Source organism: Dokdonella sp. (genome assembly GCF_036518555.1).
GTDB lineage: Bacteria > Pseudomonadota > Gammaproteobacteria > Xanthomonadales > Rhodanobacteraceae > Dokdonella_A.
In genome coordinates this window covers 1-12145 of record NZ_DATDMY010000181.1, presented here as the reverse complement: position 1 = coordinate 12145, position 12145 = coordinate 1, and the positions used below count along the sequence as shown (strand labels likewise).

Below are 12145 nucleotides of genomic sequence, written 5' to 3'. Positions count from 1 at the left end.
TCGGCGGACGCGAGGCACCGCCGCTGGCCGACGATCCGCAGCCGGAAGGCACGCTCGAAGCCGCCGATGCGGACGACGACCTGCTCGACATCTTCGTTACCGAGAGCGAAGACATCCTCGATCATGCCGACTCGGTCGTCGCAAGCCTGCGTGAATCGCCTCACGACCGCGCCCCCATCGTCGCGCTCCAGCGCGACCTGCATACCCTCAAGGGCGGCGCCCGCATGGCGGGTCTCGCCCCGATCGGCGATCTCAGCCATGCGATGGAGTCGCTCGTCGACGCGGTGAGCGACGGCCGCCTCGTCGTCGATCGCACCGCGGTGGAGTCGCTCGAACGCGGTTTCGACCGCCTGCACGTGCTCGTGCAGCGCGTCGCACAGCGCAAGTCGATCGCGATGCCCATCAATGCGATCGCGCGCTTCGAGGCGCTCGTCGCCGGCGAGGGCCTCGGTGGCGCAGACACGCCGGCCGTCGTCCACGCCGTGCATGCGGCCGAAGCGGCCGCGCCGGCGTCGGCCGAGGCGACCGCGGCTCAGGCGCCGAAGCCGGTCCCGCGCCACCTGACCGCGATGGACCAGGAGGACGTCGAGCGCGCGCCGCAGGAAATGATCCGCGTGCGTTCGGAGCTGCTCGACTCGCTGGTGAATTTCGCCGGCGAAGTGTCGATCTACCGATCGCGCCTCGAGCAGCAGATCTCCAACTTCCGCTTCAACCTGGTCGAATTCGAGCAGACCGTCAGCCGACTGCGCGAACAGCTGCGCAAGCTCGAAATCGAAACCGAAGCCCAGATCATCGCGCGCTACCAGCGCGAACAGCACGACTCTTCGAGCACGTTCGACCCGCTCGAGCTCGACCGCTTCTCGCAGCTGCAGCAGTTGTCGCGCGCTCTCGGCGAGTCGGTGTCCGACCTGGTATCGATCCAGGGCATCCTCGACGAGCAGACGCGCCAGTCCGAGACGCTGCTGCTGCAACAGTCGCGCGTGAGTTCGGAGCTGCAGGAAGGCCTCATGCGCACGCGCATGGTGCCGTTCGATTCACTCGTGCCGAACTTGCGGCGCACGCTGCGCCAGGCCGCGCAGGAAGTGGGCAAGCGCGCCCAGCTCAAGGTCGACGGCGCGCACGGCGAAATGGATCGCAACCTGCTCGAACGCATGAAGGCTCCGTTCGAGCACATGCTGCGCAACGCCCTCGCGCACGGCATCGAGAAGCCGGACGAGCGCACCGCGGCCGGAAAGCCCGCGGAAGGCACGGTCAACATCGCGGTCAGCCGCGAGGCGACCGAAGTCGTGCTGCGCATCACCGACGACGGTCGCGGCATGGATCGCGACGCGATCCGGCGGAAGGCGATCGAGCGCGGCTTGCTCAAGCCCGACGTGCAGCTTTCCGACCGCGATTTGTACGGCTTCATCCTCGAAACCGGCTTTTCGACCGCCGAGCAGGTGACCCAGCTCGCCGGTCGCGGCGTCGGCATGGACGTCGTCAACAACGAGATCAAGCAGCTCGGCGGCTCGCTCACGATCGACTCGAAGGTCGGCCAGGGCACGCAGTTCACGATCCGCCTGCCGTTCACCCTCGCGGTGACGCAGGCGATCCTCGTCAAGCTCGGCGAGAGCAGCTACGCGATCCCGATGTCGTCGGTGCAGGGCGTCGCGCGCATCGCGCACGACGACCTCGAGCGTCGCATCGCCGAAGGCAACCCGAAGCACAACTACGCCGGCGAGGAGTTCAACATCTACGAGCTCTCGCAACTGCTCGGCCTGCCGCGGCCGCGCATCGCGAGCGAGGAGATGCAGATCCCGCTGCTGATGACCCGTACCGGCGACCAGCGCGCCGCCGTGCGCATCGACGGCGTGGTCGGTTCGCGCGAAATCGTCGTCAAGTCGGTCGGCCCGCAGGTGAGTTCGGTGCCCGGAATCTTCGGCGCCACGATCATGGGCGACGGCTCCGTCGTGATGATCCTCGACCTCGCACCGCTCGTTCGCCGGCTCGCCGCCCTGCGTGCGCGCATCGACGCCGGCGCGATCGAGGCGCCGGCGTTCATGACGCCGGAGCCCGAGCTGGCGGTCGACGTGCGCACGAAGCCGCTGGTCATGGTCGTCGACGATTCGATCACGATGCGCAAGGTCACCACGCGCGTGCTCGAACGCGCGGATTACGAGGTCCTCACCGCGAAGGACGGCCTCGACGCGCTCGAGAAGCTGCAGGAAACGGTGCCGGACATCATGCTGCTCGACATCGAGATGCCGCGCATGGACGGTTACGAACTCGCGACCTACATGCGCAACGACTCGCGCCTGCGCAAGGTGCCGATCATCATGATCACCTCGCGCACGGGCGAGAAGCACCGCCAGCGCGCACTCGAAATCGGCGTCGAGCGCTATCTCGGCAAGCCCTACCAGGAAGACGACCTGCTGCGCCAGGTCCAGGAAGTATTGAGGCGCGAACGTGTCTAGTTCATCCGCCGTAGCCGTCGCGCTGCTGTACGAGTCGAGCGCACGGACCGACCACCTGCGCGAGACGCTCACCGCACTCGGCGCCCCGATCGTCTACGAGGCGGCCGCCGCGGCGCTCGATCGAGAGGCGCTCGCGCGGTCCCAGGCGACCGTCGTGATCGTGAACCTCGAGGACGAGGACAGCGCCGACCTCGACGACGTCTATGCGTTGCTCGACGACGCGCGCTACACGGTCGTGTTCAACGACAGCGGCGTGTCGAGCGAGCTGTCGGGCTGGGACCAGGCGCGCTGGATGCGCCATCTCGCCGCCAAGGTGCTCGGCGAAGGTGATCTCGATCCGCCGCGTCCCGCGGGCGCGGAGCCGGTGCCGTTGCGCGCGCGCGACGAAGCACCCGCTGCGACGCATGCGGGGCCCCCGGCGACGTCGGTTCCGGAGGCTCCGGCCATCGAGGCGATTGCCCCGGTCGAGCCGGTCGCAACCGAGCGGGTGCCCGAACCCGCGCCCCCGTCGTTCGATCCCGCCGAGTTCATCGATCTGCTGCGTGCGGACGACGTGCCGACGCCGGCGATCGCAGAGAAGGCGCTGCCGTCGATCGACTTCGACGCGCCTGTGGAAGAGAACATCGAGCTTTCCGGCATCGACGACCTGCTCGCCGACTTCGACGTCAGCGCGCCCGAGCCGCTCGAGGAATCGCTTCTCGACGAATTCGTGGTCGAGATGCCGCCCGAAGACATCCCTGCCGCAAGCGGCATCCGGCCGAGCGAAGCACCGGCGCCGGCGATCGACGAACCGCCGCCGGCGGATTTCGGGCTCGACTTCGACCTTGGCGAAGCCGAAGCGCGAGCGGCGCCGTCGGCGGCAGCCGACCAAGCCAAGCCGATAGCCGCCGCCGCGATGATGTGGTCGCTCGAGGACATCGACGACGGCGCCGCGCCTGAGCCCGTCCCGACCGGCCGCGCCAACTTCGGGATCGAGAAGATCACCGCGGCCGAGTACCTCACCCCCGAGGGTGGCGACGAAGCGACGCAGCCGCCGATCCCCTCGCTTTCGGACCTTTCGCTCGAGCTCATTCCGATCGAGGAAGCGGTGCAGCCGTCCGCGATCGAGCGGCCGGAACACGAGAACTGGCTCGATCCGGACCAGGTCAAGGCGAAGATCCAGCGTGTCTGGGTGCTCGGCGCCTCCGTCGGCGGGCCGGAATCGGTGCGCGAGTTCCTCGCCGAGATTCCACGCGATTACCCGGCGCTGTTCCTCCTCGCCCAGCATCTCGGCGACGAGTTCGTCGACATGATGGCGAAGCAGCTCGCGCGCGTGACGCCGCTCACCGTGCGAACGCCGACCCACGGCGAGCGCGTCGCCCACGGCGACATCGTGATCGTGCCCAACTCGCATCGCCTGCAGGTGGACGCGATGGGCGTGGTCGTGCTCGAGAAGGCGACGGGCGAGCCGGCGTACAAGCCTTCGATCGACCGGGTGCTCGAGGACGTCGCCAATCGTTACGGCCCGGCGGCGGGCGCGATCATCTTCTCCGGCATGTCCGACGATGCGGTTTCCGGATGCGTGCACCTCGCGGGGCGCGGAGGCACGATCTACGCACAGTCGCCGGAGAGCTGCGTCGTCAGCACGATGGTGGAAGGCGTCAGCGAGACGGGCGTGGTGAGCTTCTTTGGAACACCGAAGGAACTGGCCGAGAAACTGTTGGCCGAGAAGACATGACCGCACGCGCCGCGCGGCTTCGCGGCGGCCGCGCAATCGCGCGTTCGCTGCACGGTCGGCGAGCGGGCAAGGGGACGAGAGATGGCTGAACTACCGCGTGAAATCCGGGGCGTCATGGTGCCGATCACCGAAGGCCGCGTGTTGCTGCCGAACGCGACGGTGGCCGAAGTGATCAGCTACACCCGGCCGGAGTCCATTCCGAACGCGCCGGCATGGCTGCTCGGACGCCTGCCGTGGCGCGGCTGGCGCCTGCCGCTGTTTTCTTTCCCGATGTTGACGGGCCAGCTCGCCGACGAGAGCCGGACCAACGCGCGCGTAGCCGTGCTCAAGGCGCTCGGTGGCAGCGCCAGCATGCCGTTCCTCGCGTTGCTCGCCCAGGGCTTCCCGCGACTGACGACGATCACGCAGGAACTGCTGATTCCGACCAGCGACGAACATCCGCACGCGCCGGGCGTGCGTGCTGAAGTGCTCGTGCGCGACGACCGCGCGATCATTCCCGATCTGGACGCGATCGAAGGCATGGTCGCGCGCGCGCTCGCCGCGTAGCGTCCCCGCCTCAGGAACCGAGTCGAACGACCGTGCTGCGGCAGGCGATGTCGTGCCAGCCGCGCCGCCGGGCGTCGATCGCGCACCACATGTAACCCAGCCCGAGCGCAGCCAGCGAACACAGGGCGAGTAGGAAGCGCGCCAGCGCGCGCCGCCATGTCAGCGGCGCACCATCGGCCGACACGACGCGCAACCTCCACGCACGCATGCCGATCGTCTGGCCGCCGCGGACCCACGACAGCACGAAGTAGGCCGCCGTCACCGCGAGCAGGGCTGCGCGCAGGCCGCTGCGGTACAGCGGCGACGGATGCGCGACGTCGACGCCGCCGTGGACTGCGAGCATCGCGAGGCCGACCGTGAGCATCCACAGACCGATGAGCGGAAACAGGTCGTAAACGGCGGCGGCGAGGCGCAGCCACAAGGGGGCGGGCGTGGCGGGAGGCATCATCGACGAGGGCAGTGACGGCCGCTAGCGTCGCGGTTTAGGCTCGCGGGCGCAAGCCATGAAGGAATGAACGCCGCGCATGATCCCCGCACCGAATCCGCGCCGCGCGCCGCCCGTGCCGCAAGCCCCGGAACGCCGCCGCGGTCGCGCGCGCGCGCCGGATATCGGTGCCGCCGATGCTGCGCTCATCGACCACTTCCTGGAGCGCGCGTGGTCCGAGCTCGGCCTCGCGGCCAACACGCTCGCGAGCTACCGCCGCGACCTCGAAGGCTATTCGCGCTGGCTCGACGCGCGCGGGCTCGACCTCGCCGGCGCCGACCGCGAGCACCTGCAGCGCTACCTCGGCGAGCGTTCACGCTCCGGCGGTAGTTCCGGAAAAGGCTATACGGCGCGCTCGAACGCGCGACTCCTCTCCGCGCTGCGCCACTTCCATCGCCTGCTCGTGCGCGAGGGTCGCCTGGCGGCGGATCCGACCGTACTCGTCGACGCGCCGAAACTGCCGCGCAGCCTGCCCAAGGCGCTGTCCGAGGCGGATATCGAGAACCTGCTGCATGCACCGGGAGGAGGGGCGCTCGGCGTACGCGACCGCGCGATGATCGAACTCATGTATGCGACCGGGCTGCGCGTGAGCGAACTCGTCGGCATCACCGCCGCACAGGTGAACCTGCGCCAGGGCGTACTGCGCGTGCTCGGCAAGGGCGGCAAGGAGCGCCTCGTGCCGCTCGGCGACGAGGCGGCCCACTGGCTGCAGCGCTACGTGGGCGAAGCGCGACCGGCCCTGCTGAAGGGTGCGCGCAGCGATGCACTGTTCGTCAGCAACCGGCGCGCCGCGATGACGCGACAGATGTTCTGGACCCTGGTCAAGAAGCATGCCCTCGCGGCCGGCATCGCGCCGGCACGCGTCTCGCCGCACGTGCTGCGCCATTCGTTCGCCACCCACCTGCTCAATCACGGCGCGGACCTGCGTGCCTTGCAGCTCATGCTCGGGCACCGCTCGCTGTCGACCACGCAGATCTACACGCTGGTCGCCAAGGAAGGGCTCAAGCGCCTGCACGCGCGCCACCATCCACGAGGCTGAACGCGCAGGCGCGACCCGCTGCACTGTTCGCCGCAACGGCCGCATGCGACAATTCCGCTTTGGTCCGGGAACCCTGGCCGCCCTGCCGTGGTCGACGTGCGGGTACGGGGGCGATGCAAGCTTCGTCCGTCGAAGCCGGTCCCCGCAACCACCCGTACTCTCGCGCGAGGTATTCATGCGTTTTCCGCTACTTGCATCCGGCCTGCTGCTGGCCGCCCAGGCACTGGCCGCGACCCCGGCCGAAGACACCGTGCGCGCGGCGCTCGCCGGCATCGCTCCGAACGTGAAGATCGAGGCGGCGCAGGAATCGGTCGTGCCCGGCTTCTACGAAGCGATCGCGGGCGGAGAATTCGTCTACGTGAGCAAGGACGGTCGCTACCTGCTGAACGGCAGTGCGTTCGATGTCTCCGCCAAGCGCGATCTCACGCAAATCTCGCGCGGCAAGGTGCGCAAGGCCGCCCTCGACCGGATCGGGCCGGACAAGCGCATCGTGTTCGCACCGCAGGCGCCGCTGGCGTCGAAGCACACGGTTACCGTGTTCACCGACGTCGATTGCCCGTTCTGCCGCCGATTCCACGAGCAGATCGCCCAATACAACGCGAAAGGCATCACGGTCGACTACCTGTTCTACCCACTCTCGATCCATCCGGGCGCCGACAAGAAGGCCGAGGCGGTGTGGTGCTCGAAGGATCGTCCGAGCGCGTTCACGCGCGCGATGGCAGGCCAGGACCCCGGCAAGGCGACGTGCCCTAATCCGGTTGCGGAGCTCACCGATCTCGCCCAGGCGCTCGGCATCGGCGGCACGCCGACGATGCTCGCCGCCGACGGCTCGATGATTCCGAGCCAGATCGCGATGTCGCCCGATCGGCTCGCCGCCGAACTCGATCGCCTCGCGCAAGCCAGCGCTGCGAAGAACTGAGGATTGCACGATGACCCATCGCCACATCGCCGCCGCTGCACTCGCTGTCGCTGCATGCCATGCCGTCGCCGCACGCGCGGCCGAATCGCCGGCCGATGCCGCCGCGCGCAAGGCGTTCGCCGAACTCGTGCCGCAGACGAAGATCGACGTGATCGAACAGGCGCCGCTGCCCGGGTTCCGGCAGGTCATCGTCGGCGGCCAGATGGTGTACGTCAGCGACGACGGCAAGTACCTGATGCAGGGCACCCTCTACGACACCAAGGGCAAGCGCGACCTTACCGCCGCGCGCCTCGCGGTCGACACCAAGCGCAAGGTCGATGCGGTGCCGGCCGACAAGCGGATCGTGTTCGCGCCGTCGGGCAAGCCGAAATACAAGGTCACGGTATTCACCGACATCGACTGCGGCTACTGCCGCAAGCTGCACTCGCAGGTGGCCGAGTACAACCAGCGCGGCATCGAGCTCGACTACCTGTTCTTCCCGCGCAGCGGGCTCAACACGCCGTCGTTCGACAAGGCCGTATCGGTGTGGTGCGCGAAGGACCGCAAGAGTGCGTTCACCGCGGCGAAGAGCGGGGCGAACCCGGCTCCGCTCAAGTGTGACAACCCGGTCGCGGAGCAATACACGCTCGGCACGCAGGTCGGCGTGAACGCGACGCCCGCCATTTACGCGCCGGACGGCACCCACATCGGTGGCTACCTGCCGCCGGACGAGATGCTCGCCCGCCTGCAGTCCCTCGCGGCGCCGTCGCTCGCGGGCAACTGAGCGCGGTTCCAGCGCGGCCGACGAGGCGGGTCCCGGGCGGGCTCGTCGTCGGCGGCCGTGCGCAATCGACGTCGCCACGTACGCCGATGCGGCGGAATCGGACGCAGGCGAAGCGAATGCCATCGGATACAATAAGCGGCTCCCCATCGCCGCCTGCGCCATGATCGCCCTCGACGGCCTGCCCGCGCTTTCCCCGTTCCGCATCGACCGCCTCAATGCCGAGCTTGCCCGCGAGGTGCCCGGCACCCGCGTCGACGCGGCAAGGTATGTCTACTTCATCGCCGCGGATGCGGGCGCACTCGACCTGCCGCACCTGTGCGAAGTCATCGAGGCGGCTACGTCGCCCGCACGCGCGGCCTCGCTCTGGGTCGTGCCGCGCCTGGGTACCCGTTCGCCGTGGTCGAGCAAGGCGACCGACATCCTCGTCGAATGCGGCTTCCCGGTCCGGCGCATCGAGCGCGGCATCGCCTTCGAACTCGAGGGCGCTCCCACGCGTGGAGACGAGCGCTGGGGCCGGCTCGCGCGCACGCTGCATGACCCGATGACGCAGTCGGTCGTCGACTCGCTCGACGTGGCGGCACGCGTTTTCGACGCGGGCGCCGCCCAGCCGCTTGCGCGCGTCCCGCTCGGTGCCGACCCGCGAGCGGCGCTCGACGCGGCCAACGCGCGCCTCGGCCTCGCCCTCGCGAACGACGAGATCGACTATCTCGCCGAATGCTTCGCAGGCCTCGGTCGCGATCCGTCCGATGCGGAACTCATGATGTTCGCGCAGGCGAACTCCGAGCACTGTCGCCACAAGGTGTTCAACGCGTCGTTCAGCGTCGATGGCCTCGCGCAGGCGAAATCGCTGTTCGCGATGATCAAGAACACGCACCAGAAGTCGCCGGCGCACACGCTTTCGGCCTACCACGACAACGCGGCCGTGATCGAAGGCACTCCGGCGCGTCGCTTCTTCGCCGACCCCGCCGACGGGGTCTTCCGCGCGCACGCCGAAGACGTGCCGTACGCGATCAAGGTGGAGACGCACAACCATCCCACCGCGATCTCGCCGTACCCGGGCGCGTCGACCGGTTCGGGCGGCGAGATCCGCGACGAGGGCGCGACCGGCCGCGGCGGCAAGCCGAAGGCGGGCCTGGTCGGCTTCAGCGTGTCGGACCTGCGCATCCCGGGCCTTGCGCGGCCGTGGGAGCGCGAGAGGCCGCTGCCGCCGCGCTTCGCCAGTGCCTTCGAAATCATGCGCGACGGCCCGCTCGGAGGCGCCGCATTCAACAACGAATTCGGCAGACCTTGCCTCGGCGGCTACTTCCGCGCGTTCGAACAGGACGGCGGCGCGCCGGGCCTGCGGCGGGGTTACGACAAGCCGATCATGATCGCGGGCGGCCTCGCCAACGTGCGTGCGCCGCACGTGGAGAAGCGCACGCTGCAGGGCGGCGATGCGGTGATCGTGCTCGGCGGGCCGGCGATGCTGATCGGCCTCGGTGGTGGCGCCGCATCGTCGGTCGCCGCCGGTTCGAGTTCGGAGCAGCTCGACTTCGCCTCCGTCCAGCGCGACAACCCGGAAATGCAGCGCCGCTGCCAGGAAGTCATCGACGCCTGCTGGGCGCGCGGCGACGCCAACCCGATCGTGTCGATCCACGACGTCGGTGCCGGCGGGCTGTCGAACGCGATCCCGGAAATCCTCAACGATTCATCCGTCGGCGGCCGCATCGAGCTGCGCGACATCCCGAGTGACGACCCGCAGCTGTCGCCGATGCAGATCTGGTGCAATGAATCGCAGGAGCGCTACGTGCTCGGCGTGCGCCCGGACGATCTCGCGGAGTTCGAGGCGATATGCGCGCGCGAACGCTGCCCGTTCGCGGTCGTCGGCCACGCGACCGCGGAGCGTCGGCTGCGCGTCACCGACCGCCTGCTCGGCGGCGAGCCGATCGACCTGCCGCTCGACGTGTTGTTCGGCAAGCCGCCACGCATGCAGCGCGATGCGCGTCGCCGCGTGCCGCGCATCGACGTGGTCCCCGACGTCGAAGCCATCGGGCTGGCCGACGCGGTCGCGCGCGTGCTGCGCCTGCCGGCCGTCGGCAGCAAGTCGTTCCTCGTCACGATCGGCGATCGCACCGTCGGCGGGCTTTGCTCGCGCGACCCGATGGTCGGACCGTGGCAGGTACCGGTCGCCGATTGCGCGGTCACGCTGGCCGACTTCGACGGTTACGCCGGCGAAGCGATGGCGATGGGCGAGCGCACGCCGCTCGCGCTGCTCGATGCGGCCGCGAGCGCGCGCATGGCGGTCGGCGAGGCGTTGACCAACATCGCTGCGGCCGACGTACGCCTCGACGAAGTGCGCCTGTCGGCGAACTGGATGGCTGCGGTCGGCCACGACGGCGAGGACGCGGCGCTTTACGATGCCGTGCGCGCGGTCGGGGAAGAATTGTGCCCTGCGCTCGGCGTGTCGATCCCGGTCGGCAAGGATTCGCTGTCGATGCAGACGCGCTGGCAGGACGCCGCCGGCGAACAGCGCACCGTGTCGCCGGTATCGCTGATCGTCAGTGCGTTCGCGCGCACGCGCGACGTGCGCCAGGCGCTCACGCCGCAGTTGCGCCTCGATGCCGGCGAAACGGAACTCTGGTTGATCGACCTCGGCGCTGGTCTCAACCGCCTCGGCGGCAGCAGCCTGCTGCAGGCGTTCAACCGCGGCGGCGGCGCGCCGCCGGACCTCGATGATGCTCGGCGTTTCAAGGCGTTCTTCGCTGCGGTCCAGCAGGCGAACCACGACGGCCTGCTGCTCGCCTACCATGACCGAAGCGACGGCGGGGCGATCGTCGCGCTGCTCGAGATGGCGTTCGCCGGGCGCTGCGGCCTCGACCTGCAGCTCGACGGCTGGGGCGACAGCGTCCTCGCCGCGCTGTTCAGCGAGGAACTCGGCGCGCTCGTGCAGATCCGCCGCGCGGATCGCGATGCGTTCCGTGCGGTCCTCGCCGCGCACGGTGTGGACGCGCTCGCGCACCGCGTCGGCGCGCCGCACGCGAAGCCGCGCGTGCGCCTCCAGCTCGACGGCGAGACGCTCGCCAAGTTCGAATGGCGCGAACTCATGCGCGCGTGGTCGGAGACGAGCCATGCGATGCAGCGGTTGCGCGACAACCCGGCGAGCGCGGACGCCGAGTTCGAGTGGCGCGCGGACGACTGCGATCCCGGCATCACGCCGAAGCTCGCGTTCGATCCGGCCGACGACATCGCGGCGCCGTACATCGCCCGCGGCGAGCGCCCGCGCGTCGCGATCCTGCGCGAGCAGGGCGTCAACGGTCAGGTCGAGATGGCCGCGGCGTTCACGCGCGCGGGTTTCGATGCGGTCGACGTGCACATGAGCGATCTCGCGAGCGGGCGGCGCGCGCTCGCCGATTTCCGCGGATTCGCGGCCTGCGGCGGTTTCAGCTTCGGCGACGTCCTCGGCGCCGGCCGCGGTTGGGCGGCGTCGATCCTTTATCATCCACGCCTGCGCGACGCGTTCGCCGCATTCTTCGCCGACCCGTCGAAGTTCGCGCTCGGGGTCTGCAACGGCTGCCAGATGCTCGCCAACCTGAAGGCGATCATTCCCGGCGCGACGCACTGGCCGCGGTTCGTGCGCAACGCGAGCGAGCAGTACGAAGCGCGCCTCGTCACGCTCGAAGTGCTCGATTCTCCATCGCTGTTCTTCGCCGGGATGGCCGGCTCGCGCATTCCGATCGCGGTCGCGCACGGCGAAGGCCTTGCGCGTTACGACGATCCCGCCGACTTCGGTCGTGCGAACGCGGCGTTGCGTTTCGTCGACAACCACGGCAAGGCGACCGAACGCTTTCCGCTGAATTCGAACGGGTCAGCGGGCGGGCACACCGGGTTCACGGCCGCCGACGGCCGCGTGACGATCCTCATGCCGCATCCGGAGCGCGTCGTGCGCAGCGTGCAGCTGTCGTGGCGTCCGCGCGAGTGGGGCGAGGATTCGCCGTGGATGCGCATGTTCCGCAACGCGCGCGTCTGGGTCGGCTGAACCGCGGATCGCGCGATCCCGGGGCACGGCCGGCTCGGCCCCACGACGGGCGCATAGGCGCTTCGAGGCTGCAACGAGACGGTCATGACATCATCCCGAACTCCCGATCCCGAAACCCGAATCCCGGCCCTATCACCGATCCGCGAATTCGGCCTCAAGGCGGCACTGTGGTTGCCGCTCGCGTTCGTGATCTGGTTCTGGGCAGCGCC

8 protein-coding genes are annotated in these 12145 nt (G+C 69.4%); 7 read left to right on the top strand and 1 reads right to left on the bottom strand.

What is annotated here, in order from left to right; all coding sequences use genetic code 11:
• The 3 genes from VI238_RS10415 to VI238_RS10405 all read left to right on the top strand — a co-directional run.
• A partial coding sequence (locus tag VI238_RS10415; RefSeq protein WP_331651036.1) for a hybrid sensor histidine kinase/response regulator occupies nt 1–2453 on the top strand: 2453 nt, incomplete at its 5' end.
• Entirely contained in the window at nt 2446–4170 is a 1725-nt protein-coding gene (locus tag VI238_RS10410; RefSeq protein WP_331651034.1) for a chemotaxis protein CheB, read from the top strand. The genes VI238_RS10415 and VI238_RS10410, both read left to right, overlap by 8 nt.
• Nucleotides 4171–4251: 81 nt before the next feature.
• The gene (locus tag VI238_RS10405; protein WP_331651032.1) at nt 4252–4716 is read left to right on the top strand and encodes a chemotaxis protein CheW; all 465 of its coding nucleotides are present in this window, start codon (nt 4252–4254) and stop codon (nt 4714–4716) included.
• A gap of 10 nt (nt 4717–4726) precedes the next feature.
• On the opposite strand, the gene VI238_RS10400 is transcribed toward VI238_RS10405, so the two are convergent.
• Nucleotides 4727–5164 carry an RDD family protein gene (locus tag VI238_RS10400; RefSeq protein ID WP_331651030.1) on the bottom strand — a complete coding sequence of 146 codons (438 nt, stop codon included), beginning with the start codon at nt 5162–5164 and terminating at the stop codon, nt 4727–4729.
• Nucleotides 5165–5240: 76 nt separating this feature from the next.
• Here VI238_RS10400 and xerD point away from each other — a divergent pair, with 76 nt between their 5' ends.
• The 4 genes from xerD (at nt 5241) to purL (ending at nt 11936) form a co-directional block, all read left to right on the top strand.
• Nucleotides 5241–6239 (top strand): site-specific tyrosine recombinase XerD, encoded by a 999-nt coding sequence (gene xerD / locus VI238_RS10395; RefSeq protein ID WP_331651028.1) that lies wholly within the window; start codon nt 5241–5243, stop codon nt 6237–6239.
• Nucleotides 6240–6414: 175 nt separating this feature from the next.
• Nucleotides 6415–7158 carry a DsbC family protein gene (locus VI238_RS10390; RefSeq protein WP_331651027.1) on the top strand — a complete coding sequence of 248 codons (744 nt, stop codon included), beginning with the start codon at nt 6415–6417 and terminating at the stop codon, nt 7156–7158.
• Between the two features lie 10 nt (nt 7159–7168).
• Nucleotides 7169–7921: a DsbC family protein gene (locus VI238_RS10385; protein ID WP_331651026.1), complete on the top strand. Its 753-nt coding sequence runs from the start codon at nt 7169–7171 to the stop codon at nt 7919–7921.
• A gap of 160 nt (nt 7922–8081) precedes the next feature.
• Complete coding sequence (gene purL / locus VI238_RS10380) at nt 8082–11936, top strand: phosphoribosylformylglycinamidine synthase (RefSeq protein WP_331651024.1); 3855 nt, start codon at nt 8082–8084, stop codon at nt 11934–11936.
• Nucleotides 11937–12145: the final 209 nt, after the last annotated feature.

Excerpts from the sequence above, each read along its gene's own strand:
- VI238_RS10405 (WP_331651032.1), top strand. The coding sequence starts at position 4,252 with ATGGCTGAACTACCGCGTGAAATCCGGGGCGTCATGGTGCCGATCACC.
- VI238_RS10400 (WP_331651030.1), bottom strand. The coding sequence starts at position 5,164 with ATGATGCCTCCCGCCACGCCCGCCCCCTTGTGGCTGCGCCTCGCCGCC.
- xerD (WP_331651028.1), top strand. The coding sequence starts at position 5,241 with ATGATCCCCGCACCGAATCCGCGCCGCGCGCCGCCCGTGCCGCAAGCC.
- VI238_RS10390 (WP_331651027.1), top strand. The coding sequence starts at position 6,415 with ATGCGTTTTCCGCTACTTGCATCCGGCCTGCTGCTGGCCGCCCAGGCA.
- VI238_RS10385 (WP_331651026.1), top strand. The coding sequence starts at position 7,169 with ATGACCCATCGCCACATCGCCGCCGCTGCACTCGCTGTCGCTGCATGC.
- purL (WP_331651024.1), top strand. The coding sequence starts at position 8,082 with ATGATCGCCCTCGACGGCCTGCCCGCGCTTTCCCCGTTCCGCATCGAC.